The 26,111-nt window shown below is 72.7% G+C and carries 22 protein-coding genes; 11 read left to right on the forward strand and 11 right to left on the reverse strand.

The annotated features are described in order from the left end of the window. Positions 1-72: 72 nt before the first annotated feature. The 4 genes from ABZT93_RS35755 to ABZT93_RS35770 form a co-directional block, all read right to left on the reverse strand. A complete protein-coding gene (locus ABZT93_RS35755; protein ID WP_356112532.1) occupies positions 73-4,761 on the reverse strand; it encodes a hypothetical protein in 4,689 nt (1,562 codons plus the stop codon). A 37-nt stretch (positions 4,762-4,798) separates the two neighbouring features. Further along, a complete protein-coding gene (locus tag ABZT93_RS35760; RefSeq protein WP_356112534.1) occupies positions 4,799-5,677 on the reverse strand; it encodes a hypothetical protein in 879 nt (292 codons plus the stop codon). 91 nt (positions 5,678-5,768) lie between these two features. Next, positions 5,769-7,298, reverse strand: a complete 1,530-nt coding sequence (locus ABZT93_RS35765) for a hypothetical protein (RefSeq protein ID WP_356112536.1) — start codon at positions 7,296-7,298, stop codon at positions 5,769-5,771. Between the two features lie 161 nt (positions 7,299-7,459). After that, the gene (locus ABZT93_RS35770; protein WP_356112537.1) at positions 7,460-8,155 is read right to left on the reverse strand and encodes a GntR family transcriptional regulator; all 696 of its coding nucleotides are present in this window, start codon (positions 8,153-8,155) and stop codon (positions 7,460-7,462) included. 130 nt (positions 8,156-8,285) lie between these two features. On the opposite strand from ABZT93_RS35770, the gene ABZT93_RS35775 reads away from it, so the two are divergent. Genes ABZT93_RS35775 through ABZT93_RS35795 form a run of 5 tightly spaced genes read left to right on the forward strand, consistent with a single transcriptional unit; the run spans position 8,286 to position 12,688 of the window. Beyond that, a complete protein-coding gene (locus tag ABZT93_RS35775; protein WP_356112539.1) occupies positions 8,286-9,581 on the forward strand; it encodes an MFS transporter in 1,296 nt (431 codons plus the stop codon). Then, on the forward strand, positions 9,578-10,399 hold the full coding sequence (locus ABZT93_RS35780; RefSeq protein WP_356112541.1) for a putative hydro-lyase: 822 nt from the start codon (positions 9,578-9,580) through the stop codon (positions 10,397-10,399). The genes ABZT93_RS35775 and ABZT93_RS35780 overlap by 4 nt, the downstream gene beginning before the upstream one ends. Positions 10,400-10,446: 47 nt before the next feature. Continuing rightward, entirely contained in the window at positions 10,447-11,205 is a 759-nt protein-coding gene (locus ABZT93_RS35785; protein WP_356112543.1) for a 5-oxoprolinase subunit PxpA, read from the forward strand. Beyond that, entirely contained in the window at positions 11,202-11,813 is a 612-nt protein-coding gene (pxpB, locus tag ABZT93_RS35790) for a 5-oxoprolinase subunit PxpB (protein WP_356112545.1), read from the forward strand. Before ABZT93_RS35785 ends, pxpB begins: the two co-directional genes overlap by 4 nt. Next, positions 11,810-12,688, forward strand: a complete 879-nt coding sequence (locus ABZT93_RS35795) for a biotin-dependent carboxyltransferase family protein (protein ID WP_356112547.1) — start codon at positions 11,810-11,812, stop codon at positions 12,686-12,688. Before pxpB ends, ABZT93_RS35795 begins: the two co-directional genes overlap by 4 nt. A gap of 71 nt (positions 12,689-12,759) precedes the next feature. On the opposite strand, the gene ABZT93_RS35800 is transcribed toward ABZT93_RS35795, so the two are convergent. From ABZT93_RS35800 to ABZT93_RS35820, 5 genes are all read right to left on the reverse strand, one after another. Then, positions 12,760-13,608, reverse strand: coding sequence for an SGNH/GDSL hydrolase family protein (locus tag ABZT93_RS35800; protein WP_356112549.1), 849 nt, complete (start codon positions 13,606-13,608; stop codon positions 12,760-12,762). Between the two features lie 13 nt (positions 13,609-13,621). Further along, entirely contained in the window at positions 13,622-14,785 is a 1,164-nt protein-coding gene (locus ABZT93_RS35805; protein WP_356112551.1) for a glycosyltransferase, read from the reverse strand. Then, complete coding sequence (locus tag ABZT93_RS35810) at positions 14,782-15,915, reverse strand: glycosyltransferase family 1 protein (protein WP_356112553.1); 1,134 nt, start codon at positions 15,913-15,915, stop codon at positions 14,782-14,784. The genes ABZT93_RS35805 and ABZT93_RS35810 overlap by 4 nt, the downstream gene beginning before the upstream one ends. 188 nt (positions 15,916-16,103) lie before the next feature. Further along, complete coding sequence (locus tag ABZT93_RS35815) at positions 16,104-17,522, reverse strand: HEAT repeat domain-containing protein (RefSeq protein ID WP_356112555.1); 1,419 nt, start codon at positions 17,520-17,522, stop codon at positions 16,104-16,106. Between the two features lie 300 nt (positions 17,523-17,822). Then, on the reverse strand, positions 17,823-18,215 hold the full coding sequence (locus ABZT93_RS35820; protein WP_356112557.1) for an ankyrin repeat domain-containing protein: 393 nt from the start codon (positions 18,213-18,215) through the stop codon (positions 17,823-17,825). Between the two features lie 216 nt (positions 18,216-18,431). On the opposite strand from ABZT93_RS35820, the gene ABZT93_RS35825 reads away from it, so the two are divergent. Both ABZT93_RS35825 and ABZT93_RS35830 read left to right on the forward strand, forming a co-directional pair. Next, positions 18,432-18,626 (forward strand): hypothetical protein, encoded by a 195-nt coding sequence (locus tag ABZT93_RS35825; protein ID WP_007380617.1) that lies wholly within the window; start codon positions 18,432-18,434, stop codon positions 18,624-18,626. A 40-nt stretch (positions 18,627-18,666) separates the two neighbouring features. Further along, on the forward strand, positions 18,667-20,229 hold the full coding sequence (locus tag ABZT93_RS35830; RefSeq protein WP_356112559.1) for an ATP-binding protein: 1,563 nt from the start codon (positions 18,667-18,669) through the stop codon (positions 20,227-20,229). 82 nt (positions 20,230-20,311) lie between these two features. On the opposite strand, the gene ABZT93_RS35835 is transcribed toward ABZT93_RS35830, so the two are convergent. Continuing rightward, the gene (locus ABZT93_RS35835) at positions 20,312-21,811 is read right to left on the reverse strand and encodes a PLP-dependent aminotransferase family protein (RefSeq protein WP_356112560.1); all 1,500 of its coding nucleotides are present in this window, start codon (positions 21,809-21,811) and stop codon (positions 20,312-20,314) included. 64 nt (positions 21,812-21,875) lie between these two features. Here ABZT93_RS35835 and ABZT93_RS35840 point away from each other — a divergent pair, with 64 nt between their 5' ends. The 4 genes from ABZT93_RS35840 (at position 21,876) to ABZT93_RS35855 (ending at position 25,380) form a co-directional block, all read left to right on the forward strand. Continuing rightward, the gene (locus ABZT93_RS35840; RefSeq protein ID WP_356112562.1) at positions 21,876-22,565 is read left to right on the forward strand and encodes a hypothetical protein; all 690 of its coding nucleotides are present in this window, start codon (positions 21,876-21,878) and stop codon (positions 22,563-22,565) included. Further along, entirely contained in the window at positions 22,562-23,329 is a 768-nt protein-coding gene (locus tag ABZT93_RS35845) for a glycerophosphodiester phosphodiesterase (protein ID WP_356112563.1), read from the forward strand. Before ABZT93_RS35840 ends, ABZT93_RS35845 begins: the two co-directional genes overlap by 4 nt. Positions 23,330-23,393: 64 nt before the next feature. After that, positions 23,394-24,737: an MFS transporter gene (locus tag ABZT93_RS35850; protein WP_356112565.1), complete on the forward strand. Its 1,344-nt coding sequence runs from the start codon at positions 23,394-23,396 to the stop codon at positions 24,735-24,737. Positions 24,738-25,005: 268 nt separating this feature from the next. Beyond that, positions 25,006-25,380: an RNA polymerase-binding protein RbpA gene (locus ABZT93_RS35855; protein WP_003977404.1), complete on the forward strand. Its 375-nt coding sequence runs from the start codon at positions 25,006-25,008 to the stop codon at positions 25,378-25,380. 103 nt (positions 25,381-25,483) lie between these two features. On the opposite strand, the gene fxsA is transcribed toward ABZT93_RS35855, so the two are convergent. After that, positions 25,484-26,050, reverse strand: coding sequence for an FxsA family membrane protein (gene fxsA / locus ABZT93_RS35860; RefSeq protein ID WP_356112567.1), 567 nt, complete (start codon positions 26,048-26,050; stop codon positions 25,484-25,486). Between the last annotated feature and the right edge of the window lie 61 nt (positions 26,051-26,111).

Consider the following 26,111-nt stretch of genomic DNA (forward strand, 5'->3'; position numbering starts at 1 on the left):
GAGTGTGCCCACCCCGGCGGAGCCGCGTACCGGATGCGGCCCCGCGGCCCTTACACGGTGGTGGGCGTCGGATCACGGAGTCGCGGGCGCCGGACGCTTGAACATCCGGGTTGCCGTGATCTCACTGTGCCCCGCCTCGTCCGCCTGCGGCTGCTGCGGCAGGCCCGGGCGCAGGTGTTCCTCCACGCTGATGTACTTCAGGCCGGCCCTGAGGTCCGCGTCATTGCGCAGGCGGATGACCAGGGGGAATTCGGCCAGTGCCGTCGTGTCGAACAGGCCCGTGGTGTACAGGAGTTGGACACCCAGCGCGTCCGACACCGCCCGCTGGAGCTCCAGCAGATAGGTCGCGTTGGCGCGGCCGATCGGGTTGTCCAGGAACAGCGTGCCGGCGTGCCGGTGCTTGTCCCGGCCCCGGTCGTTTGACCGCAGGGCGGCCATCGTGCAGTACAGCGCGATGGCCGCCGTCAGCAGCTGACCGCCGGAGAACACGTCTCCCATCTGTCCGACGGGCACCCGCTCGGCGCGCAGCACGGCGTCCGGCTTGAGGATCTCCACGGCCACCCCTCGGGGCTGGAGCGCCGCCCCGACTCCGCGCAGCAGCAGGGACATTCCGTCACGCCGCAGGTCGGAGTTCTTCTTCACCGCGGCCCTGGTCGCCTCGTCGATGACCTCGCCGAGCCGCTCGGTCAGCGTCGCCTGATCGGGTTCCTCGAAGCGGATCCGCAGGAACTCCTGCCCGGACCACTCGCCGAGTCCCTCCGGCAGCCGGGACAGCCGCTGTGCGGACCTGAGGGTGGCGAGCGCGGACTCCACGAGCCCCCGCAGCCGGTCCACGATCGAGTCCCGGTTCCGCTCCAGCTGCGCCAACTCGTCGGTCAGCACCCTCAGTCGGGGCGCGAAGGCGTCGGCCCACTTCTGCGCGTGCTCGGGCAGCGCGGACGCGGGCAACTCACGGATCTGCTGGCGCGCGGGGGTGCGGACCTGCTCGTAGCGCGTGGAGTTGGCGTGCCGGACGAGTACGTCGCCGGCCTCGCGCACGGCGGACTCGGCGGCGGAGAGGTCGGCGGCGCAGCCACGCAGGGACCGGCGGGCCTCGGCGGCGGCCTGCCGGGCCTCCTCGGGGCTTCCCGGGTACGGCTCCTGCTCGTCGTGCTCGTCCTCCATGGCGTGCTCGCGCAGCAGGTCGCGCAGCATCGCGGCGATCTCGTCGAAGCCGCCTGCCGCGTCCTCGGCGGCCCGGTGGGAGCCGAGCAGCTCCGCGTGCGCCTCTCGGGCCTGCGCCAACGCCTCGGTGCGGGAGGCCAGTTCGGCGGTGGCCGTGCGCAACAGGGCCTGGGCGTGCTCGGCGTCGCGCGGCTCCAGCTCCTGCGACAGCTCGGTGTGCGCCTCGCCGTCCTCGGGAGCGTGCCGCTCGGCCTCACCGCGCAGGCGCCCCAGCTGCTCGCTCGCGGTCGACATCCGGGTCTCCAGGAGCTGCACCAGTTCCTCCGCGCGGGCGGCGGCGGCCTGCCGGGAGGGCCCGTCGGACCCGCCGGGCGACTGGAGCAACTGCTCCGCGCGGGTGCGGACTTTGTTGCTCAGCCGGTCCAGCTCGGTGAGGGCCGCGCTCTCGTCGCTCTCCGCCCGAGCCTGCTCGGCCCGCAGGTCGGCGCCGACCCCCACCTTCTCGTACAGCTGGGAGGCGGCCCGGTAGGCCTCGCGGAGCGCGGGCAGGGACGCCTTGGAGGCATCCGGGTCGCTGTCCGGTACGTCGTCGGGGGCGCCGGCGATCTCGGCGCGCTCGGCACGCAGCGCACGCGCGGTGCGGCGGGCGTCGTCGGCGGCCCGTTGGGCACCGCGCCGGTCCTCGTCCGCGGCCCGGGCGCGGTCCAGACAGGTCTGGGCACGAGCCTCCGACTCGGTGGCCTCGTCGGCCAGTTCGCGCAACTTGGCCTGCCAGCCGGCCCGCTCGCGCAGCCGGTAGGCGAGCCCGGCGAGGGCATCGGCGGCGCGCCGGGCCTTCTGGGCGGCCTCCTGTCGCTCGTCACGTGTCTGCGCGGCCTCGGCGGCGGCCTCGTCGGCCTCGGCCCGCACCGTGCGCGCCTTGGCCAGCTCGGCCTCCGACTCCTCGGCGAACACACGCGTGTCCCGCGCGGCCTGCGCCAGCTCGACGAGCCGGCCGGCCGGACACCCGGTGCGCCAGGAGGCGAGCCGGGCGGTCAGTTCACGGTCCTTGCCGAGGCGCGCCGCGAGCGACCGGATCTCCTCGTCCCGCTCCCCGGCCCGCGCGCGCAGCGCCTGGCGTTCCTCGTCGGCGGCGTGCTCGTCGTGCATGGCCGGGTTCGGCGGTACGAGGAAGACGTCGGTGCTCCGGGAATCGGTCGCCGGTGTCGGTGCCAGCAGAGCGGCGGCCGTGCCCACGGCGACGGCGGAGCGCGGAAGCAGGGCCGCGTCGTTGAGTGCCTCGCGGGCTCGCGCGTGTGTGGCGGGGTCGGTGATGATCACACCGTCGACCAGCTCGGGCCGGGCTGCCAGCACACGCGCGTGGTCGGCGGGGTCGACCGCCTGGGCGAGGTAGCGCCAGCCGGGCAGGGCGGGGATGCCGTTCTCCCCGAGGAACTCCACCGTGGCCAGCACGTCCGGTCCCGGTGGCAGCAGACCGCCGTCACCGAGCGCGCCGAGGATCCGGGAGTCGTCGGCGGCGGCCGTACGCAGTTCGAAGAGCTGGCGTTCGGCCGACGAGACGGAGTCGTCGAGCAGCTCACGCAGTTCGTCGGCGAACCGGTCGAGATCCTCGGGGGTGAGACCGGCGTCGGCGAGAGCACCCATGGAGTCGACGTGCGGATCTGCCCCGCCGACGGCACCCTCGCGCCCGGCCGTGCCGTTCGTCTTCGTGCCCTCGGCCCCGGTGCGCGGTCCCGGCACGCTCGCGGAGGTGCCGGTCAGGCTCAGCAGCTCCGCCAGCCGCTCCTCCCCCGCCAGTCCCTCGGCGAGGCGCCGTTCGGCCTCGTAGGACCGGGCGGCCGCCGTGGCCGCGTCCTCCGCGCGGGCGGCCGTGAGCTCCGCGCGGGCTTCGGCGGCGGCCGCCTCGCGCGCGTGCTCGGCGGCCCGGTGAGAGACCTCGCGTGCGCTGTCCCAGGCGGCCACGGCCGTCTTCTCGGCGTCGCTCGCGGCGAGGGCCGCGCGGGCGGGGTCGGCGTCGGGGGCGCTGTCGTCGAGCCAGCCCGCGCGCACTGCCTCGACGGTCTCCTGCTCGACCTCGCTCAGCCGCTGGCGCAGATGGCCGATCTCGCTGCGGGCGCGCTGCGCATCGGTGGCGGCCGAAGTGGCGTCCCGGTGGGCCGACTCGCTGACCTCCTGAAGAGCGGCGGACCGCTCCTCCTCCTCGTTGGCGAGCGTCTCGGCCCTCTCGGCGGCCGCGTGCAGGGCCCGTACGAGGTCGACGGCGGCCTTGGCACGGGCGGCGAGCGCCGGGGCCGCGTCCCGCTCGGCCTCCTGGATGGCGGCGGCCACGCGCGCGACCCGGTCGGCGGCGGCACGGTGGCGCAGGACGGCCTCGGCGGCCTGCCAGGCGGAGTGCAGGGTGCGCGCTTCGGCGAGCTCGCGCTTCTGGGCCGCGGCCGACTTCTCGGCGGCGGCGAGCGCCAGGGAGGCGTGCCGGTAGGCGAGTTCGGCGGCGATCAGCGCACTGCGTTCGCGGCCCGCCTCGGCGTGTGTGACAGCGTAGGCGGCCGCGGTGACCCGCTGGGCCAGGTCCGCTGCCCGTACCCGCTCCTGGACGCCCCGCGCGGACAGCCGTCGGGCGAGCGTCCGGGTACGGCGTTCGGCGCTCGTGTGGATGTCCCGCGCGCGTGAGCGCGCCTCGGTGGCCTCGACGATCCGGCCGAGCAGGTCCACGGAGCCCGCGGTGAAGTCCCGTTCGGCGATGAGTTCGGCGCGGCGCCCCAGTTTGTTGCCGAAGCCGCTGACCAGGTCGGCGAGCCCGTCGGTGTCGCGGGTGTCGGTCACCGCGCGCAGCAGCAGGTCGGTGAAGTCGGAGTCCTTCTTCACGGCGAAGAGGCCGGCGGCCTCGCCCTCGTCGGCGTTCATCTCCCGCTGGTAGCGGAAGAGTTCGGGGTCCAGGCCGAGGTCGCCGAGGTGCTCGATCCACCGGTCGTGGGTCTCCTCCCAGTGCACCTCCAGGTGCGGATACGCCTTGCCCGCCTCGGTGATGGCGTCCCGGAAGCCCTTCATGGTGCGGCGACGGCCCTGTGCGGCGGACTGGCCCTCGGCGGGCGGCCGTACGGCGGTGGACTCGGCGACGGGCAGGTTGTCGAGGCTGAGCCCCGGTCCCGGCCGGAACGAGTACCAGGCCTCGGCGAACTTCCGCGGGTCGTTGGAGACCTGGCGTCCCCGCCACTCGCTGACCTTGCCGACGACGACGCACTCGCCGGTCAGGGTGTGCTGCCACTCCAGGGCCACGTGCCCGCAGTCGTCCGCCAGCAGGAACTTGCGCAGCACACCGGAGCTGGCGCCGCCGAGCGTGTTCCGGTGGCCCGGCAGCATCACCGAGAAGATCAGCTTGAGCAGGACGGACTTGCCGCCGCCGTTCTCCAGGAAGAGCACTCCGGCGGGCGCGGGCCGACGCGGCGGGCCGACGGGCTCCTCCTCGAAGAACTCCGCCTGGGTGGGCGCGGGGTCGGGCACTTCCGCGCCCACGCCGCGCAGGTCAAGCACGGTGTCGGCGTAGCGCGCACCTGCGGGACCGATGGAGTAGAGGCGGACCCGGGACAGCTCGTACATGGCGGACTCTCGTAAGTCTTCGGCAGATCAGGGAAGTTCAGGAGTGGAACGGCAGCCCGGCATCGGCCGCCAGCTCCAGGTCGTCGCCGTCCTCGGGGGGCAGCAGTGTCGGCGTGCCGTCGGTGACCGGGACGACCCCCAGCTCCAGCAGCTCGGCCATGGCGGCGCTTCCGGCCATGTCCCGCACCTGGAGCTGGTAGCGAGCCGTGGTCCGGTAGGTACCGCCGTTGTCGTCCCCGGTGCGCTGGAGGAAGCCGGAGTCGGTGAGGAAGGCGGCGGCCTTGCCCACGATGCCGGTCGTGGACCCGGCGAGCCGGCGCGCGTCCTTGGTAGCACCGGCCGCGCTGCGTCTCGCCCAGATCCGCCAGGCCGCTTCGAGGCCCGGGGCGTCTGTGGCCGGGTCGGTGTTCTCGCCCACCTCCTCGGCCCGCTCCTCGAGACGCCGGCAGGCCTGTCGTACGAAGGCGTCGACGCCGTTGACCGAGACGCGCCCGATGTATCCGTCGTCGGCGAGGTCCTCGGGCCGCGGGAACGCCATGGCGGCCACGGCGAGATGGGCGAGGCCGTGCAGGAACCGGTCGCCGCCGTCGGCGGACGTACGACGCGCGTAGTCCCCCATCCGGACGGCGAACACGGAGTCCTCGGCGGCGGTCACGGCCATCCCCGCGCGCGGGGACACCTCCAGGACGACCAGTCCGAGTCCGGCGGCGACGGCGTCGGCGAGCCGCGCGAACGGCGGGTCCTCCCGGTAGCGCCGCAGCAGTTCGGCGTACTCTTGGTCCCGCGCGGGCTGCAGTTTGGGCTGCAGCCCGAAGGCGACGAGCCGCGCGGCGTCGGCGGCGTCGGCGGGGGTGACGGCGGCGGGCGCCGACGGGGTCGGGACCTCCGGGTCGCTCCACTCGGCATGCTCACTCACGGCTGGGGCTCCTTGTCACGCTCTTGCCGGCTCACACTGCTTCCGTCCGGCCTGACCTCGCCGATGCCCCCTTCACCCGGCCTGACCTCGCTCATGCCGCTTCCGTCCGGTCCGCCGCCATCCCCGCGGCGTCCAGCAGGGCTGTGCCGACGATGAGGTCGGCGCCACCGAAGTCCGGATCATCCAGTTCCGTCCCGTCGTCCACGGCGAAGAGGAGCTTCTCCTCGCCCTGCCGGTAGGCGGTGCCGACGGCGGGGCTGGCCGCGTGGATCGCCAACAGGGCGACGAGGTAGGCGAGATCGAACCCACCGGTCCGGCGGGCCTGCGCGAGCAGTCCCGACAGTCGTCGCGGAGCGTCCGCCGGCAGGTCCAGCAGCTCTTTCGCCGAGGCCAGTTGTTCCTCGCTGAACCTGCTGTCGTCGGGCGTGGCGATGAGGTCCGGCTCCGGCATCTCCGCGCCCAGGTGCTCCCGTTCCGCCGGGGGCGTCAGCAGTATGTCGACGAGGTCGCCCACCCGGACCGACACCGGCGTCCGCAGCCCGGTCCCGCGCGCGAAGAACGCGTCGGTGACCCGGGTGGCCTGCTCCAACGGCAGGGGCAGCACCGGCGCGAAGAGGTGGCCGTACAGGTCCGTCCCCGACGTTGTCATCGGTGTGGCGAAGGCCTGCCGGTCCTGTTCGGCGCGGAACAGGGGGCCCGCCTCCAGGAGCCTGGACTGGAGTTGGGTGTGGCGCCGGATGCAGTCCTTGACGATGTCCACGAGCTCGGCGGCCCGCCGCTTCTGCTCGGGGTCCTCGGACTCGTCGCGTGCCTTGCGGATGTTGGTCAGGATCGCGTTCTCGTGGCGGTACCGGTCGGCGACGTGGTCGAGTGCCTCGGCGATCATGTCGGGCACGGAGTTGAGCCAGTCGACGGCCCGGACATTGCGCCGGGTGGCGTCCAGCGCCCGGCGAAGGGTCTCCGAGTACTGCACGGTCCGGTACCGGGCCTGTTCCGCGGCGAGTTGTGCGTCGGCGAGGCGGCCGCGGCTGATCAGCACCTCCAGCTTGACCTCGGCGGCGATCTGGGCGCTGGTGACGTCGGTGTCGAGGGCGCCGACCAGGACGTTGACCGCCTCGTCGGTGGTCCGGAGGTACACCGAGCCGCCGGGCCCCGGCAGCTCTTCGATCAGCTTGAAGTCGTAGTCACGCCGGACATAGGTCCCGTCCGGTGCGAACGTGCCGTAGACCGCGCGGAAACCGCGGTCGACGCTGCCGACGTTGATCAGGTTCTCCAGGACCCAGCGGGCCACGCGCTCGTGCTCGGCGACGGGCCGCTGCGGGGCCTGGGCGGCGATGCGCGGGATGAGGCGGGCCACAACCTGGTCGTGGTCGGCGCCGGTGTCGAAGTCCATGTTCAGGGTGACCAGGTCGATGGCGGCGAGAGCCACCTCCGCCATGCCGTACACCGAGTACTCGCCCGCGAGATTGGCCTTGCGCGTGTCGAGGTCGTGCAGCGGCGCGGTGCAGGCGAGCGCACGCAGCCGACGCGCCAGTCCCTCGTCGGCGGCCGGGCCCTGGGCGGGGCGCGGCCCCGCGCTGAACTGGGGCGGAACGCTGTCCGTCGTCGCAGGCGAAGTCACGGTGCACAGACTAGGTCCTCGGTCTGACAACTCCCCAAACGGCGCGGATCGCCTCCGGCGGTCGGACGGGTGGCCACCGGTCGTTCGTCGTGTGCCGGCCGGTGGGGGCCGGCCGCGCCCACGCGGCGGAGCCGCGAACCGACACAGCCACGCGCCGCCGGCTAGGTGTCCTCACCCACCCTTCGCCTGTACACCTCGACCACGCGCTGCAGTGAGTCGGTGAGGTACACGGTGAGCAGTCGCTCCGCCGCCTGCCTGTCGCCCGCCTGAAGCGCCCCGAGGATCTGCTGGTTCCGGGCCAGGTACGGCTCGTGCAGGGCCTTGGGGTCGTCCACCACGTGGAAGGCGAGGCGGAGTTCGGCGAAGACGCTGCGCATCAGTTCGTCGGTGCGTTCGCTGCCGGCGAGGGCGACGAGTTCGCGGTGGAAGTGGATGTTGGCGGTGCCCAGCGTTTTCCAGTCACCTTCGCGGACCGCCCGCTGCCCCTCCACGACCGCCTCGGCGAGCGCGTCCAAGGCGTACGGCGGTTCGCCGAGCCCGCGGACGACGGCGCACTCCACGAGCGCGCGGGTGCGGTAGATGTCCTCGACGTCCTCGACCGCCAGGACCCGGACGAACACCCCGCGGTTCAGTTCGTGGACGAGCAGACGCTCGTGCGTGAGCAGCCGGAATGCCTCGCGCAGTGTGTTGCGGGACACACCCAGCGCTCCTCCGATGCTGTCCTCCGACAGCCGGGTCCCGGGTGGGAAGTAGCCCTCGGCGATGCGGCTCCTGAGGATGTCCGAGACCCGCTCGGCCGTGCTGGTGCGGCCCAGGAGGGCGCGGTCGTCGGCCAGTCCGCTCAGCTGCTCTGCCATGCCCGGAATTCAACCGCAGACACGAGAACGAAACAACAGGGGTATTGAAGGATCGTTGAACGATCCTCTACGTTGCTCTACACCGCACGGTTCAGCTCCGCATCCTCCGTCCTCCTACTGCGAGGTGCTCATGAGCACGACCCCGCCCCCACAGACCCTGCCCGATCACCCCTCAGCGGCCGAACGCCCCACCGAAGACGGGGCCTTGGGCTGGTTCCGCGCCCTCGGTCCGCGCGGCCGGCGTGCCTTCGCCGGTGCGTTCGGCGGCTACGCCCTCGACTCCTACGACTACTTCACGCTCCCGCTGAGCATGGTCGCGCTGGCCGCCTACTTCGGCCTGGACAGCGGCCAGACCGGTCTCTTCACCACCGTCACCCTGCTGGCCTCCGGCATCGGCGGGGCACTGGCTGGGGTGCTGGCCGACCGGGCCGGCCGGGTCAGGGCGCTGATGATCACGGTGGTCACCTACGCGATCTTCACCGTGGCCTGCGGCTTCGCGCCGAACTTCGAGTCGCTGCTGGTCTTCCGCGCCCTGCAGGGCTTCGGATTCGGCGGCGAGTGGGCGGTCGGCGCGATCCTGGTCGCCGAGTACGCGAGCGCCAAGCACCGTGGCCGCACCCTGGGCGCGATCCAGAGCTCCTGGGCCGTGGGCTGGGCACTGGCCGCGATCGTGTACACGCTGGTCTTCTCGGTCTTCGACGCCGACACGGCCTGGCGCGTGATGTTCTGGACCGGCGCGCTGCCCGCGCTGCTGGTCGTCTGGATGCGGCGCCAGGTCCGGGACGCCCCCGAGGCGATCGCGGTACGCGAGAAGAGCGCCGGGAAGGGGTCGTTCACCGCGATCTTCAAGCCGGACCTGCTGCGCACGACGATCTTCGCGGGGCTGCTGTCCACCGGAGTCCAGGGCGGTTACTACACGCTCGCCACCTGGGTGCCGACGTACCTCAAGAGCGACCGAGGGCTGTCGGTCGTCGGCACCGGGGGCTACCTGACGTTCCTGATCTCCGGCGCGTTCCTCGGCTATCTGACCGGGGGCTACCTCACCGACCGGCTGGGCAGGCGGCGCAACATCTGGCTCTTCGCGCTGCTGTCGGCCGTCTGCATCGTGGCCTACGGCAACATCCCGAGCGGAGCCGACACCTGGCTCCTGGTGCTCGGGTTCCCCCTCGGGTTCTGCATGTCGGCGATCTTCAGCGGCTTCGGGTCCTATCTGAGCGAGCTGTATCCGACGGCGGTGCGCGGCTCGGGGCAGGGCTTCACCTACAACGCGGGCCGGGCGGTCGGCGCGGTCTTCCCGACCACCGTCGGCTTCCTCGCCGACAGCTGGGGCGTGGGCGGGGCGCTGGTCTTCGGCGCCATCGGCTACGGCATCGCCGCACTGGCCCTGCTCGGGCTGCCGGAGACCCGTGGGAAGGAACTCGCGTGAACCGCACGGAAGACCGTCCCGCGACCCTCGTCGACGAGCACGCGCACGCGTGGAGCCCGGCCCAGGCACGCGCCCGCTTCCGCGCGGGCCTGACCGGCCCCACCGCCGGGGTCGCGGCCGGCCACACCCAGGTCAACCTGATCTCGGTGCCCGCCGACTGGGCGTACGACATGCTGCTGTTCTGCCAGCGCAACCCCAAGCCGTGCCCGGTCCTCGACGTCACGGACGCCGGGGACTGGACCACCGTCCTCGCGGAGGGCGCCGATCTGCGCACCGATCTTCCGCGCTACCGGGTGTGGGAGGACGGCGTGCTGGTGGACGAGCCGACGGACGTGCGCGCACACTGGCGTGACGACCTCGTTTCGTTCCTGATCGGGTGCAGTTTCACCTTCGAGTGGGCACTTTCGGAGGCGGGCGTCCCGATCCGGCACATCGAGCAGGGCCGGAACGTTCCCATGTACGTGACCAGTCGACAGTGCCGTCCCGCGGGGCGGCTGCACGGACCCATGGTGGTCTCCATGCGCCCGGTGCCGCCGCAGCACCTGGCGGCAGCGCTGAGGGAGAGCAGTCTGCTCCCGGCCGTGCACGGCAGCCCCGTGCACTGCGGCGATCCCTCAGGGCTCGGCATCGACGACCTCGGCCGCCCCGACTTCGGCGATCCGGTGGAGGCCGAGCCGGACGACATCCCGGTGTTCTGGGCCTGCGGAGTGACCCCGCAGGCCGCGGTGATGGCCTCGCGCCCGCCGTTCGCCCTCACCCACGCGCCGGGGCAGATGTTCCTGACGGACGCCCGCGACGAGCAGTATCGAGTGGCCTGAGAACCGCTCGGCCCTCTTGACGATCTGAAAGGAGCCACGAGACCGACATGACCTCGATCGATCTGAACGCCGACCTCGGCGAGGGCTTCGGCCGCTGGCAGCTGACCGACGACGAGCGACTGCTGTCCGTCGTCACCAGCGCCAACGTGGCCTGCGGGTTCCACGCCGGGGACCCGGTCACCATGCGGCGGGTGTGCGAGCTCGCGGCCGCGCGCGGGGTCCGGATCGGCGCCCAGGTCTCCTACCGGGACCTCGCGGGGTTCGGGCGGCGCGCGATGGACGTGCCGTCCGCCGAGCTGACGGCCGAGGTGGCCTACCAGATCGGCGCCCTGGAGGTCTTCGCTCGGGCGGCGGGCACGCGCGTGTCGTACGTCAAGCCGCACGGCGCGCTCTACAACCGGGTCGTCCACGACGAGGAGCAGGCCGCCGCGGTCGTCGCCGGCGTGCTGCTCGCCGATGCCACGCTGCCGGTGCTCGGCCTGCCCGGCTCGCGTCTGCTGGAGGCCGCCGGCAAGGCGGGCCTGGAGGCGGTCACGGAGGCCTTCGCCGACCGTGCCTACACCGAGGAGGGCACGCTGGTGCCACGCGGTCAGGAGGGCGCGGTGGTCACCGACCCCGAGGCGGTCGTGGAGCGCTCGCTGGGCCTTGCCCGGGACCGCGTGGTCACCGCCCGCTCCGGTGCCCGCATCGAGGTCGGGGCCCGCTCCCTGTGCCTGCACGGGGACACACCGGGCGCGGTGGAGCTGGCCCGACGGGTCCGGGAGCGGCTGGAGTCCTCGGGCATCCGGGTGGAGGCCTTCGTATGAGGACGCTGCCGGTCGGGGACGGCGCCCTGCTCGTCGAGATGTCCTCGGGCGAGGAGGCCCAGGCGCTGCACGCCGAGCTGGTGCGGCGCCGCGCGGAGGGCTTGCTGTCGGTCCGCGAGATCGTCCCCGCGGCCCGCACGGTCCTCCTGGACGGCCTCGCCGACCCGGCCGGTCTGGCCGCCGAACTCACCTCCTCGGAGGTACCGCCGGCTCCCTCACGCGCGCGTGAGGTGATCGAACTCCGGGTCCGTTACGACGGCCCGGACCTGGCCGACGTGGCCGCGCACTGGGGCGTGTCCCCCGAGGAGGTGGCCCGCATCCACTCCGGGACCGAGTTCACGGTCGCCTTCTGCGGATTCGCTCCGGGTTTCGGCTATCTCACCGGCCTGCCCGCCCGCTACGACGTCCCGCGCCGCGCCACTCCACGCACGGCCGTCCCGGCGGGCTCGGTGGCGCTGGCGGGCCCGTACACCGGCGTCTACCCGCGCTCCTCGCCGGGCGGCTGGCAGCTCATCGGGACCACGGACGCCGTTCTGTGGGACCACGCGCGCGTGCCGGCCGCACTGCTGTCGCCGGGGACACGGGTGCGCTTCGTGGAGGCGCCATGACGGACCGCGCCCTCTCCGTCGTCCGGGCCGGAGCACTCACCACCGTCCAGGACCGGGGCCGCCCTGGCCACGCCCACCTCGGCGTCCCCCGCTCGGGCGCCCTGGACGGCCCGGCGGCCGACCTCGCCAACCGCCTGGTCGGCAACCGCCCCGGGGCAGCCGTCCTGGAGACCACGCTCAACGGCTGCGCGCTGCGCCCCCGTTCGACGGTCACCGTCGCCGTGACAGGGGCCCCCTGCCCCGTGACGGTCGACGGGCGTCCGGCGGCCTGGAGCGCACCGGTACATGTCCCGGCAGGGGCGCTCCTGGACATCGGGAGCGCCCTGAAGGGCGTACGCAGCTATGTCGCCGTCTCCGGCGGAATCGCCGTGGAGCCGGTCCTGGGCAGCCGCTCCACGGACCTCCTGTCGGGCCTGGGCCCGGTCCCCCTCACGGACGGCGCGGTACTCCCCCTGGGCACACCGACGCCGCTCCGCACGCGCGTGGACACCGCGCCGCAGCCTGCGCCCCCCGCGGAACTCGTCCTACGCGTCACGCTGGGCCCACGAGCCGACTGGTTCACCCCGGAAGCGGTACGGGCTTTCACCTCCCGCACCTTCCAGGTGTCCTCGGCGAGCAACCGCATCGGCCTGCGCACGGAGGGCCCGGCCCTGGAGCGAGCCCGACCGGGCGAACTCCCCAGCGAGGGCATGGTCCTGGGCGCGGTCCAGGTCCCGCCGAACGGCAGGCCGGTGGTCTTCCTCGCCGACCACCCGACCACGGGCGGCTACCCGGTGATCGGAGTGGTCCGCGCGACCGACCTCTCAGCAGCGGCCCAGGCGGTGCCGGGAATCCCGGTGCGCTTTGTGGAGGTAGGACGCCGGCAGCCCACGTAGGGGCGCCGGAACCGCGCGACCAGCCACCACGCATCAGCAGAGCGCACCCGCCCCCGCCCTCGGCAACGCGCTCAAGCCGCCTCGGCCCGCTGCTCCCGCACGGACAACGCCGCCAGTGCTGCGGACACCGCATGAGCCGTCCGCAGATCAAGCCGCGCGCTCGTCCCACGCGCGCGATGCCGCATCTCGTCCACCGCGAGCGTCGCAAGCTGAGGCAGCAGATCGGTGCACCGCCGCATCACCCACCCCGTGCCCGCCGTGGCCAGCCACCACAGACTGGCCGACCTCGTGGGCGCCGGAAACTCGGGCTCGGCCGAGGGCGCGACCCCGGTCGCCACCCCCCGCTCGGCCAGCACCGCATGGAACCGCAGGGCCAGTTGCCGGTGCCCCCGTTCGCTGGGATGCAACCGGTCCGCGCTCCACATCGCGGGCTCGGTGGTCCAAGCCCCCTCGGCCGCATGCAGATGCACCGCCCCGTACCGCTCGGACAGTGCGTGGACCACCGCGTTCACCGCCCGCTGCCGCCGAGCCAGCGGACGCGCCAGGGCGCCGGGCAGCCCGAGCATCGTGCCCGGGTCGGGCAGGCACGCCGTGAGCAGGACGGCGCCCTGCTCGGTGAACGCCGCGTACACCTCGTCGAGTCGCGCGGCCACGGCATGGATGTCGAACGTGCAGCGCAGGGTGTCGTTGACGCCGACGACGACCGAGACGACATCCGGCCTCGACCCCAACCCCACCGGCAGCTGCCGCTCCAGCACATCCCGCGTCTGTGCCCCGCTCACCGCGAGCTTGGTGAACTCCACGGACTCCGCGAGCCCGTCGGCGAGCAGCGCGGCCCAACCGCGCCACCCCCCGCCGACGGGATCGCCGACGCCCTCGGACAGGGAGTCACCGAGGGCGACGAAGCGCACGGTTCTCATGACGCACCCCTGCTCATGCCACGACTCCCGGCACGGAGCCCGGTACGAAGACCTCGGCGTCGTGCGCGGCGAGGAACGCCCGGACTGCCGTGTCCCACCCGAAGCACTCCGCACGCGCGCGTGCGATCTCGCGCCGCTCGGCCTCGGAGACTTCCAACAGCATGTCCACGGCGTCCGCGAAGGCCTCCCCGCGATCGGCGGCGACGGCCCCCGCGGGTCCGATGACCTCCGGCAGCGCGGAGGAGGCGCTCACCACCACCGGCGTGCCGCACGCCATGGCCTCCAGCGCGGCCAGTCCGAAGGTCTCGGCCGGCCCAGGGGCCAGGCACACGTCGGCGGACGCCTGGAGGGCCCCGAGGAGTCCGCGGTCGGAGACGTGCCCGAGGAAGGTCACCGGCAGCCCGCGCTCCCGCGCCCGCTGTTCGAGGCGAGGCCGCAGCGGCCCGTCTCCGGCCACCACGAGCACCGCCCGCCGACCCCGGCGTACCAGGGACTCCAGAGCGTCCAGCGCCGTGCTGGGCCGCTTCTCGACGGACAGCCGGGTGCACGTCACGAGGAGTGTCTCGTCCTCGCGCGCATACCGGGCCCGCAGTCCCGCGTCGCGCAGTGCCGGGCGCCGCTCGACCAGATCGACGCCCAGCGGGGCCCGTACGACATTGCGGGCGCCGATCCGCACGAACTCCCGCTCGGCGAACTCGGTGGTGCACACCACGCGCGCGTACGTGTGCGCCGTACGGACGTTGAGGGCGTCGGCGGCACGCCGGGCCGCGCCCTCCGGCAGGCCCCAGGTGCGCAGGACGCCGTCGGCGGTCTCGTGGGAGACCATCACGGCGGGGACGCGGGCACGCCGGGCCCACTTGCCGGTCCACCTGAGGGTCGTACGGTCGGAGACCTCCAGGCGGTCGGGAGCGAGCTCCTCCAGGAGCCGGGACACGCGCTGCTTGTCGGCGAGGACGCGGTAGCCGCCGGTGCCGGGCAGCAGCGGGCCGGGCAGGGTGATGATCCGTCCCTGCTCGGTACGGCGGTCGCTCGCGCGGCCGCCGGGCACGATGAGCACCGACTCGTGCCCGGCCCTCTGATAGCCCTTGCCGAGCTCGCGCAGGGCGGTGCGCAGGCCGCCCGAGGCGGGAGCGACGAAGTTGGCGAGACGGACGATCCGCAGCGACTGCCCGCTCATGCCGCCACCGCCGTCTTGCGACCGGTCAGCACGGCGGCGTAGTGCCCGATCAGCTGGTCGCCGACGGCCGCCCAGGTGCGGCCCTCGACCATGGCCCGGGCGGCGACCCCGAACGAGGCACGCATCTCGGGGTCGGCGGCCAGGGACCGCACCGCGTCCCGTACGGCGGCCGGGTCGCGCGGTGGGACGAGGAAACCGGTGCGCCCGTGGGCGACCAGGTCCAGTGGACCTCCGGCGGCGGGCGCGACGACCGGCACACCGCTCGCCATGGCCTCCTGCACGGTCTGGCAGAAGGTCTCGAAGGGACCGGTGTGCGCGAAGACGTCGAAGGAGGCGAAGATCCGCGCCAGTTCGTCGCCCGTGCGGCGGCCGAGGAAGACCGCTCCGGGCAGGGCTTCCTCCAGCGAGGGCCGGCTCGGCCCGTCGCCGACCACGACGACCTTGACGTCCTGCAGGTGGCAGGCGTCGGCCAGCAGTTCGATGTGCTTCTCGGGTGCGAGGCGTCCGACGTAGCCGACGATCGTCTCGCCGTTCGGGGCGAGCCGGCGGCGCAGTGCCTCGTCGCGCAGGTCGGGGCTGAATCGGACGGTGTCCACGCCGCGCGGCCACAGCTTGACCCGGGGCACGCCGTGCGCCGCCAGGTCGTGCAGGGAGGCGCTGGAGGGGGCGAGGGTGAGGTCGGCGGCGGCGTGGACGGAGCGGATACGGCGCCAGGCGGCGGCTTCTCCCGCGTGCACGTAGGTGCGGGCGTATCCGGCGAGGTCGGTCTGGTAGACGGCCACGGCGGGGACGCCGAGCCGGGCGGCGGCGGCCATGCCGCGGACGCCGAGGACGAAGGGGCTGGCCAGGTGGACGACGTCGGCGCGGTGCTCGGCGATCGCCGCGGCCACCCGCCTGCTGGGGAGGGCGACGCGGACCTGGGGGTAGCCCGGGAGCGGGAGGGAGGGGACACGGACGACGGGGCACGGCGCGAGGGCGTCCACGCCGGGCCCGGGGCCGGACGCGGTGGCCGGCGCGACGACGAGCGGGAGGTGACCGCGATCTACGAGGTGCCGGGCGGTCTGGAGCGCGCAGTGGGCCACGCCGTTCACATCGGGGGGAAAGGATTCGGTCACTATGACGACACGCATAGGGGTGTTCTCGCCGCGCCGGACGTGGCCACGTCAACGTGGATCTTTGCGAACGATGAACGTCCCGTGAGCGTTGCGCTGCACACCCGAGCAGGTCAGGCCGTGTCCATGCCGACCTGACCCGCGGGTCATCCCGAGTTCACCGGGCGGGTGTGACAGGGCCCGAAGGTTCACACCCGAGGGTGGTTTCACATGGCTGCGGTGTCCGGTCCGATACGGCTGCGGACGGCCGTCTGGACCTCGGCCTCCTCGGCCGGGTCGGCGGCCAGTCGGCGCAGTCGCTCGACGACCCGGGCGTCGCCGGTCTCGGCGTGCCGGGCGGCGATCTCGCGGGTGGTCTCCTCGCAGTCCCAGAGGCACTCGACGGCGAATCCGGTGGCGAAGGAGGGGTCGGTGGCGGCGAGCGCGCGGGCGGCGCGGCCGCGGAGGTGGGAGGAGGCGGTCTCCCGGTAGATGTGGCGCAGCACGGGCGCGGCGCAGGCGATGCCGAGGCGTCCGGTGCCGTCGACGAGGGTCCACAGGGTCGGCGCGTCGGGGCCTTCGCCCCGTACGGCCTCCCGGAGGGCCGCGAGCACGAGGTCCCGGTCCTGGGCTCCGCCCAGGCAGGCGAGCATGCGTCCGGCGGCGGCGCCCAGCTGATCGGGGCGGCGGGCCCAGCCACGCGCGCGGTCCACGGCGCCGATACTGCGCATCCGTTCGAACGAGTCGAGGGCGGCCTCCACCACGGTCGGTGAGCCGGTGGCCACGGCCAACTCGATCAGATCGAAGGCGTCCGGATCATTGCTGTCGGCGAGATAACGCAGCGCGGCTGACCGCGCCCCGTCGGTGCCGTCCTTGGCGGCCACCAGGATCTCCGGCCGGTCCTCGGGCCCGGCGACGGCGGCCAGACAGCGGGCGGCCGGCACATGGAGCGCGGCGCCGCGCTCGATGCCCTGCTGGGCCCATTCGAAGACGGCCTGCACGCTCCAGCCCGGGCGGGGTCCGGCGGGTCGCATCTGGCGTTGCCAGCGGTCGAAACAGCCGGCCTCCTGAGCGGCACGCACGCGTGTGGAGACGGATTCACGAGGATCGTCGGCCCACAGCCGCCATGGCCTCGGCTCGAAGGCGTCGCGGACCGCGGCGGCGAGCTCGGCCTCGCCCTCGGGATCGGTCCCGAAGCGTGCGAGCACGGGCGCGGCCAGGGCGCGCAGACCGGCGTCGTCGTCCCGCAGCGCCAGTTCGTCCAGCGCCCAGGCCCAGTTGGAGCCGGAGGCGGCGTACCTGCGCAGCAGTTCGAGCGCGTCGCGCCTGCCGTAGGAGGCGAGGTGGCCGAGGACGGCGAGGGCGAGGCCCGTGCGTGACTCCTCGGTGTCGAAGACGTCGTCCACCTCGAAGAGGTGTGCCTCGATCTCGTCCAGTTCGCCGTTGAGGTCGAGGAAGAGACGGGCGTAGTACAGCGAGCGGTTCTCCACCTGCCAGTCGTGGCGGGGATCGCGCAGCACGCAGTGGTTGAGGGCCGCGAGCGCCTCGGCGCGCGGGGCGGTGAGCGCGTGCAGTGTGCCGTCGCCGCGGCCCCGCTGGAGCAGGCCGAGCAGCGTACCGCTGGGCGCTATGACCGGATCGAACATGGGAAACAGCCTCACATCAAGCGTCGACGCAACCGGGGACCTGCATTACCTGGCCGCGTGACAACACGTCGGGGCGCCCGCCGTTTCCTGCTTGCTGTAAGCCATCTTCCTCTGCCTCTCGTCGGTGGCCCATGCGGACCGTGTCACGGTCCGCGCGGTGCGGCATCACCTGCCCTGCCATCACGTCCGTGAACCACGACGTCATGATGACTCGGCACTTCCATCTACCGCGACCGAAATTTCGGCGGCCTTGTACCGCCTCCCCCGTTGTCTGTGTCTTCGCTGGTCAGAACATGCGGATCAGTGTGCGGCGAACAACTCGAGCAGTTCCGTCCTGCCGAACATCCGGGCCGTGTCGAGCGCCGAGGGAGTGCCCTCGGCCGGATCGGCGCCGCATGCCAGCAGTGCCTCGATGACGTCCGCGGAGCCCTTGAAGACAGCTCCGGCGAGGGGCGTCTGCCCCCGGTCGTTGACCCCGCCGGCCGCCGCCCCGCGGGCGACGAGCGCGCGCACCGCGTCCGCGTGACCGTGGTAGGCGGCGAGCATCACGAGTGAGTCCCCGCGGTCGTTGGTGAGGCCTGCCGGAACACCCGCGTCGACGTACGCCACGAGCGCCTCGGTCTGCCCCTGCCGGGCCAGATCGAAGATCTTGGTCGCCAGCTCCACGACCTCGGGGTCGGGGGCTTCAGTCATCGGCCGGACCGCCTCTCATACAACCGTTCAGGTGAATCGCAAGGGTACTGGCTCGGGCGGCGGATGACCCGAAGTGCCGAGGCGCAGATCACCACGGCTCCACCAACCAAGTGAAATCGCGAGAAATTCATTCATTTGCACCTTTTGTCGTATGGATACATGCTGTGATGCTGGAAGTACTCATGGTGACTGTCCCCACGAACCAGGAGCACCACAATGATCCTCTCCATCTCGGGTGTCGTACTGCTCGGCATCGTCGTCTTCATCTTCTTCCGCAAGGACGGGCTCAAGGCCTCACACGCCCTGATCTCGGCGTTGTTCGGCTTCTACCTGGCCAGCACGGCCATCGCACCGAGCATCAAGGCCGGCGGCGAGAGCCTGGCGAGCCTCCTCGGCGGCATCAAGTTCTGACGCCGCCCCTCCCGTCCGTACGCACCTCCAGGAGACAGCAGTGGCCCGCCGCCCCCTCCCCCGCATCCTGAGCACTGGCAGCGCGCAGATCGCCCGGAGCCGGGAGCTGGCCCGGACGGCGGCAGACAGCGCCACCGACGTCCTCCACCCGCTGATCACGATCACCCGCGGGATGCGCCGACTGGCCTCGGCCGGGCGGCGCAGGTGGGCGGAGGCCCCCAAGGACAGGCGCGGACCGCTGCTGTTCCTGGTGGCCTCGGTGGTCCTGGTCGTGGCACTCGTTCCGTACGGCCCGCTGCTCGCCGTCATCAGCCTGATGGCGGCGGCAGCCTGGCATGGCCGGGACCGCAAGCCGTCGGAGCCCGACGGACCCGACGAGTCGCAGACCCAGCGCCTCCAGTCGCTGTACGAAGCACTCGTCCCGTACTTCTCCGCGGCCGAGGACCCGGCCCCGCTGTACACGCACGGCGGCGAGTGGGAGAAGGCCTTCCCCGCGTACGACTTCGACAGCACCGGCCGCATCACCCACCTGCTGATCCACTACCCGGCGTACTTCACCGACGGCGAGGCCGAGTCCCGGGCCCGCATCGAGCAGCTGCTGCACGCCAAGTCGGGCCGCGGCCGCGAGTACCACTTCACCTGGGACGAGGAGGGCAACGAACTCACGGTCACCGTCCTCGCCCCACTGCCCACCGACATCGCCGCCCAGCGTTTCGTCACGGCCCCGGGCGAGACGGTCCTCGGCTTCACCGACCCCACCCAGGTCCAGCGCACCCTCCCGCTCGGCTACGGCGACGGGCAGCGCGACGTCCCGCCGGTCGTCTGGCGCACCGGCATCCGCTCCACCGAGCCGCACCTGCTGGTCATGGGCCAGCCGGGCAGCGGCACCTCCACCCTGCTGCGTTCGATCGCGCTCCAGGCCCTTCAGTACGGCGACGTCGTCATCGTCGACGGCGGCGCCACCGGCGAGTACGCGTGCCTGACCGGGCGGGACGGGGTCCTCGCGGTCGAGTGCGGGCTGGCCGGAGCGACGGCGAGCCTGGAGTGGGCGGCGACCGAGACGGAGCGCCGCCTGATCGCGACCAACCGTGCCCGGCAGGCCGGCCATCCGCCGCCCGAGGACACCAAGCGTCCGCTGTGGATCCTCCTGGACCGTCCCAGCGCCTTCACCCACCTGGCCGCCGCGGACGGCCGCAAGGATCCGCAGTCCCTGCTCCAGGTCCCCCTGCGGCACGGGCGTGCGGCGAATGTCACGGTGGTGGTGGCCGACCAGTTCGACAGCTCGGAGGCGCTGAGCGATCCGGTACGACAGCACACGCGCGCGCGTGTCGTGCTCGGGTCCGCGACCCCGGACCAGTTGGAGGCCGTCCTGGGGGCGCCTCCGCACACCACCCCGGTGGCCCAGGTTCCGCCGGGCCGCGGCTACGCCCGCCTCGGGACGGGGCCCGTACATCGCCTCCAGGTGCCCGCGACTCCGGACCCGTACGACGACGCGACCAGCGAGACGGACCGGCAGGCGGTGCTGGCGTTGCTGCCGGAGCGGACGACTCCGGCCGATGCGGAGTCGGTCCCCTCGGAAGCGGTGGTCGCGGAGGCGCCGTAGGGATGCCGCCGGTGGGGCGGCTGCGGGCCGGTGGGGGCTGCTCGCGCGGTTCCCCGACCCCCTGACCAGGCCCGATGCCGAGTCAGGCCACGAACGTACGAGGCGACTCCCCCGCCCCGGACCCCCCGCTCTCCACGACCCGCGCCGCAGCGGCCAGGCGTGCCGCAGCCTCGTCTGCCACCGCGCCCCCAACCGTGAACGGCAGCCGCACATACCCCTCGAAGGCCCCGTCGACCCCGAACCGCGGCCCGGACGGCACCCGTACGCCCACGCGCTCGCCGACCTCCGCCAACCGCGACCCGGACAGGCCCCCGGCCCGCACCCACAAGGTCAGGCCGCCCTGCGGTACCTCGAATTCCCAGGAAGGCAGTTCCTTGCGCAGTGCCGCCACCAGCGCGTCCCGGTTCTCCCGGGCCTGCCCGCGCCGGAGCTCGACCGCCTGCTCCCACCCCCCGGTGCTGAACAGCCAGTTCACGGCGAGCTGCTCAAGGACCGGCGTCCCGAGGTCGGCGTAGGCCCGCGCGGCGACCAGACTGCGGATCACGTCCGGTGCCCCCCGGACCCACCCGATCCGCATCCCCGCCCAGAACGCCTTGCTGGCGGAGCCGACGGTGACCACGGTGGACCCGGCCGGGTCGAAGGCGCACACCGGCCGCGGCATCGAGACGTCCTCGTCCAGCCACAGCTCGGTCATCGTCTCGTCCGCCACCAGCACGGTCCCCGCGGACCGCGCCGCCTCCACCAGCTGCCGCCGCTGGTCCTCGCCGGCCAGCGCACCGGTCGGGTTGTGGAAATCGGCGACGACATAGGCGATCCGCGGCGCCGCGTCCCGCAGCACCTGACGCCAGCGGTCGATGTCCCAGCCGGTCAGCCCCTCCGCCATCGCGACGGGCACGAGCCGGGCGCCCGCCTCCCGCATCAACTGCAGGATGTTCGCGTAGGACGGGGACTCCACCGCGATGCGCTCGCCCCGGCCCCCGAAGAGGTGACAGATCGCGTCGATCGCGCCCATCGCCCCGGTCGTGACCATGATCTGCTCGGGCATCGTCGGGATCCCGCGCGCGGTGTACCGCTCGGCGATCATCGCGCGCAGAGCCGGAAGTCCGGCCGGGTAGTCCCCGTGCGTGTGGGCGTACGGCGGCAGCTCCTCCAGGGCGCCCTGCACCGCACGGGTCAGCCATGGCTCGGGGGCGGGCAGTGCCGCGCAGCCCAGGTCGATCATCGAACCGAGGGCCTCGGGCGGGAGCGGTTCGAGACCGCGCGCGGGGAGCGGGTTCCCGGCGGGTACGGCCGTCCAGCTGCCCGCGCCGCGCCGGGACTCCAGGAATCCCTCGGCCCGCAGTGCCTCGTAGGCCGCCGCCACCGTCGTACGACTGACGGACAGGGAAAGGGCCAGCTCCCGTTCCGCGGGCAGCCGGGCTGCGACCGGAACGCGGCCCTCCAGGACCAGCAGGCGAATGCCGTCGGCGAGCGCCCGGTAGGCCGGCGGGCGGCGCGTGCCGGGACCGGCCGGCCGGTCCTGCTGCGAGTTGAGCAGCCGGGCGAGCTGCGCCGCACCCACCGCCGAGGTCCACTGCGCCACTGAAATCAGTCCACCTTCCCCGAATTGGCCATGGATGGCGTGTCATCCCAAGCCACAGGGTGTCATGCGTCAGGCCACTACCACCACAGGGGATCCCACTTTGTCCACGCAGAGCCGTCTCGGACGACGGTTGATCCAGTTGTACGTCGGACTCGCGCTGTACGGGGCCAGCTCCGCGCTGCTCGTCGAGGCGGGCCTCGGCCTGGAGCCCTGGGGCGTGCTGCACCAGGGCCTCGCCGAGCTGACGGGTCTGTCGATCGGTGTCGTGTCGATCATCGTGGGCGCGGCGGTGCTGCTCCTGTGGATCCCGCTGCGCCAGCGGCCGGGCCTCGGCACGGTCTCCAACGTCTTCGTGGTCGGCATCGCCATGGACGTCACCCTCGCCGCGATCCCCGACATGCACGGTCTCGCCGTACGGATCCCGCTCGTGGTGACCGGGATCGTGCTCAACGGCGCGGCCACCGGTCTCTACATCGCGGCCAGCTTCGGCCCGGGCCCCAGGGACGGCCTGATGACCGGGCTGCACCGGCGCACGGGACACTCGATCCGGCTCATGCGGACCGCGGTCGAGGTGGCCGTCGTGGTCACGGGGTTCGTGCTCGGCGGCACCATCGGCGCCGGAACCGTCCTCTACGCGGTGTCCATCGGCCCGCTCGCCCAGGTCTTCCTGCGCGTGTTCGCCGTTCCCCGGGCATCCGACGGCAGCACGGTCGTTGCCGGCGGGCAACCGCGGGGAGCGATACTGCGTCCGTGACCTCGCGGATACGCCACCCCTACCTCGACCATCCCGGTCCCATCCCCTTCGCCCACCGGGGCGGGGCGGCGGACGGCCTGGAGAACACCGCGTTCCAGTTCGGGCGGGCGGTCGAGGCGGGCTACCGGTACCTGGAGACCGACGTCCACGCCACGACGGACGGCAGGCTCGTCGCCTTCCACGACGAGACCCTGGACCGGGTGACCGACGGGGCGGGCCGGATAGCGGAGTTGCCCTGGGCGGAGGTACGGCACGCGCGTGTGGCGGGCAAGGAGCCGGTGCCGCTGTTCGAGGAGCTCCTGGAGACCTTCCCCGACGCCCGCTGGAACGTCGACCTCAAGGCGGAATCGGCCCTTCAGCCGCTTCTGGACCTCGTCGAGCGCACCGACACCTGGGACCGCATCTGCGTCGGTTCTTTCTCCGAGGCGCGGGTGATGCGTGCCCAGCGGCTTGCCGGACCGCGTCTGGCGACGTCGTACGGCACCCGGGGCGTGCTCAACCTCCGGCTGCGCTCATGGGGAGTCCCGGCGGCGCTGCGCCGCTCGGCGGTCGCCGCCCAGGTGCCGGAAGCCCAGTCCGGCATCCAGGTGGTCGACCACCGCTTCGTGCGCGCCGCCCACGCGCGCGGGCTGCAGGTGCACGTGTGGACCATCAACGAGCCCGATCGCATGCACCGGCTTCTGGACCTGGGAGTCGATGGCATCATGACCGATCACATCGACACACTGCGCAAGGTCATGGAGGACCGGGGCGTCTGGGTCTGACCCACGTCCGACCCGCCCGTTCCCCGGTCCGCGCACGGCACTTCACGGGGAAGCGAGGGCACGGGTGGGCACCGACACCGTGCGGGCGGGCGTGGCCGACGAGACCGCCGGCCGGCGGCGTGAACAACGCGGCTGGTACTTCTACGACTGGGCGTGCTCCGTCTACTCGACGAGCGTGCTCACCGTGTTCCTGGGCCCCTATCTGACGTCGGTCGCCAAGAACGCGGCGGACGCCGACGGTTATGTCCATCCGCTGGGCATCCCGGTGCGCGCGGGTTCCTTCTTCGCCTACTCGGTGTCCCTGTCGGTGATCGTGGCCGTGCTGGTGATGCCCCTCCTGGCCGCCGCCGACCGCAGCGGCCGGAAGAAACCCCTCCTGGCCGCCGCCGCGTACACCGGGGCCGCAGCGACGACCGGCATGTTCTTCCTCGGCGGCGACCGCTATCTCCTCGGCGGCGTCCTCCTGATCGTCGCGAACGCGGCGCAGTCCGTCGGGACGATGCTCTACAACTCCTACCTCCCGCAGATCGCTCTGCCCGAGGAGCGGGACGCCGTCTCCTCCAAGGGCTGGGCCTTCGGCTACGCGGCGGGCGCCCTGGTGCTGGTCGCGAACCTCGTTCTCTACATGGGCCACGCCTCCTTCGGCCTCTCCGAGAGCGCGGCGGTCCGCATCTGCCTGGCCTCGGCCGGGCTGTGGTGGGGCGCCTTCACACTGATTCCGCTACGCCGGCTGCGCGACCGGCGCTCTGCCACCAGGCAGTCCACGGCCCCCGGCTTCCGGCAGCTCGCCGCCACCGTCCGCGACATGCGCCGCCACCCGCTCACGCTCGCCTTCCTGCTGGCTTACCTGATCTACAACGACGGTATCCAGACCGTGATCTCCCAGGCGTCGGTCTACGGCTCCGAGGAACTGGATCTCGGCCAGTCGACGCTCATCGCGGCCGTGCTCCTGGTCCAGGTGCTGGCGGTGGCGGGAGCGCTGGCCCTCGGCCGGCTCGCGCGGACCTACGGCGCCAAGCGCACGATCCTCGGCTCGCTGGTCGCCTGGGCGGTCGTCCTGGGGGCCGGGTTCTTCCTGCCCGCCGGCGCGCCCGGGTGGTTCTTCGTCCTGGCCGCCGGTATCGGGCTCGTCCTCGGCGGCAGCCAGGCCCTGTCCCGCTCCCTGTTCTCCCATCTCGTCCCGCCCGGCAAGGAGGCCGAGTACTTCTCGGCGTACGAGATGAGCGACCGCGGGATGAGCTGGCTGGGCCCGCTGTTGTTCGGGATCACCTACCAGCTGACGGGAAGTTATCGGGACGCGATCATCTCGCTGGTGGCCTTCTTCGTCATCGGGTTCGCCCTGCTCGCACGGGTTCCGGTGCGGCGGGCGATCAGTGACGCGGGCAATCCCGTACCCGAAAGGATTTAGCGTTCAACACCAAAGCGCTGTAGTGTACGCGTTTGGCCTGCCAGGCGTACCGTTACTGCGCGTCAAACATACTGAAACGCTGGGTGACATCTGCTAGCAGATGTGACAAACCGGGCGCTGGTGGGTACAACAAGGGGCGGCTACGACGGCGACGCATTGCCCGGGACGGGACCCGGAACGGGAATCTTTACCGCCGACCGGACGTTGACCGGTATGACGACGACAGCGACACCTGTCCTGTGGGCGACAAGCCCGGGAGGCACGATTCATGAGTGAGCGAGCTCTTCGCGGCACGCGCCTCGTGGTGACCAGCTACGAGACGGACCGCGGCATCGACCTGGCCCCGCGCCAGGCCGTGGAGTACGCATGCGAGAAGGGACATCGCTTCGAGATGCCCTTCTCGGTCGAGGCGGAGATTCCGCCGGAGTGGGAGTGCAAGGTCTGCGGGGCCCAGGCACTCCTCGTGGACGGCGACGGCCCTGAAGAGAAGAAGGCCAAGCCCGCGCGTACACATTGGGACATGCTGATGGAGCGACGCACCCGAGAGGAACTCGAAGAGGTCCTCGAGGAGCGTCTGGCGGTTCTGCGTTCCGGCGCGATGAACATCGCTGTTCATCCCCGGGACAGCCGCAAGTCGGCCTGAGCGGGAACACAGCGCAACAAGTAACCGCGGGCGCGGTACGTGATTCACGTACCGCGCCCGCGGTTTGTGCTGTCCGCGGCTGCCCGCGGCCGGCTCCCCCGGCTCAGCGGGTGAGCGGCGGACGCGGACCCTGCGGGCTGTCGTCGCCCGGCTCGTCCCGGACGATCACCTCGCCCTGGACCACCTTGCCGTCCGGGCGCTGCATACGGGCCTGCTGGAACGCGTCGCCCAGGGTGCCCGGGCCCGCCTCGCGCAGCTTGCGGTCGAACGTGCGCTCGGCGTAGCGGCCGACGGCCTTCTGGACCGGTGGGATCAGCAGGAGCAGGCCCACCGCGTCGGAGAGCAGGCCGGGGATCATCAGGAGCAGGCCGCCCAGCATCATCAGGCCGTTGCCACCGCTGCCGGAGTTCGACGGGGCACCGCCCCGCTGGAGCGCCTCGTTCAGGTTCTGGAAGGCGCGGCGGCCGGCCCGCTTGATGACCACCGAGCCGAGCACGAAACCCGCTACCAGCAGGAGGAACACCGCGAACCCGCTCGCCGCCCCCGCGACCACGGTCAGCAGCCAGATCTCCAGCACCAGCCAGGCGGCGAGGCCCAGCGGCAGGAAGGTGCGCGTACGGGAGCGGCGGGGCCGGGCGGGGTACGTGGGGGTCGGAGTGCCTGTCGTCATGCGTCCAGTGTGCCTGGGCGCGGCTCAACGCGGCATAAGGGGACGATCAACCACGCCTGTG

Source organism: Streptomyces sp. NPDC005303 (genome assembly GCF_040607335.1).
Classification (GTDB): domain Bacteria; phylum Actinomycetota; class Actinomycetes; order Streptomycetales; family Streptomycetaceae; genus Streptomyces.

What these genes read in the sequence shown, in the direction of transcription:
- ABZT93_RS35755 (WP_356112532.1), bottom strand. Translation starts at nt 4,761, where the DNA reads ATGTACGAGCTGTCCCGGGTCCGCCTCTACTCCATCGGTCCCGCAGGT.
- ABZT93_RS35770 (WP_356112537.1), bottom strand. Translation starts at nt 8,155, where the DNA reads ATGGCAGAGCAGCTGAGCGGACTGGCCGACGACCGCGCCCTCCTGGGC.
- ABZT93_RS35775 (WP_356112539.1), top strand. Translation starts at nt 8,286, where the DNA reads ATGAGCACGACCCCGCCCCCACAGACCCTGCCCGATCACCCCTCAGCG.
- ABZT93_RS35785 (WP_356112543.1), top strand. Translation starts at nt 10,447, where the DNA reads ATGACCTCGATCGATCTGAACGCCGACCTCGGCGAGGGCTTCGGCCGC.
- pxpB (WP_356112545.1), top strand. Translation starts at nt 11,202, where the DNA reads ATGAGGACGCTGCCGGTCGGGGACGGCGCCCTGCTCGTCGAGATGTCC.
- ABZT93_RS35795 (WP_356112547.1), top strand. Translation starts at nt 11,810, where the DNA reads ATGACGGACCGCGCCCTCTCCGTCGTCCGGGCCGGAGCACTCACCACC.
- ABZT93_RS35800 (WP_356112549.1), bottom strand. Translation starts at nt 13,608, where the DNA reads ATGAGAACCGTGCGCTTCGTCGCCCTCGGTGACTCCCTGTCCGAGGGC.
- ABZT93_RS35805 (WP_356112551.1), bottom strand. Translation starts at nt 14,785, where the DNA reads ATGAGCGGGCAGTCGCTGCGGATCGTCCGTCTCGCCAACTTCGTCGCT.
- ABZT93_RS35810 (WP_356112553.1), bottom strand. Translation starts at nt 15,915, where the DNA reads ATGCGTGTCGTCATAGTGACCGAATCCTTTCCCCCCGATGTGAACGGC.
- ABZT93_RS35815 (WP_356112555.1), bottom strand. Translation starts at nt 17,522, where the DNA reads ATGTTCGATCCGGTCATAGCGCCCAGCGGTACGCTGCTCGGCCTGCTC.
- ABZT93_RS35820 (WP_356112557.1), bottom strand. Translation starts at nt 18,215, where the DNA reads ATGACTGAAGCCCCCGACCCCGAGGTCGTGGAGCTGGCGACCAAGATC.
- ABZT93_RS35825 (WP_007380617.1), top strand. Translation starts at nt 18,432, where the DNA reads ATGATCCTCTCCATCTCGGGTGTCGTACTGCTCGGCATCGTCGTCTTC.
- ABZT93_RS35840 (WP_356112562.1), top strand. Translation starts at nt 21,876, where the DNA reads ATGCGTCAGGCCACTACCACCACAGGGGATCCCACTTTGTCCACGCAG.
- ABZT93_RS35855 (WP_003977404.1), top strand. Translation starts at nt 25,006, where the DNA reads ATGAGTGAGCGAGCTCTTCGCGGCACGCGCCTCGTGGTGACCAGCTAC.
- fxsA (WP_356112567.1), bottom strand. Translation starts at nt 26,050, where the DNA reads ATGACGACAGGCACTCCGACCCCCACGTACCCCGCCCGGCCCCGCCGC.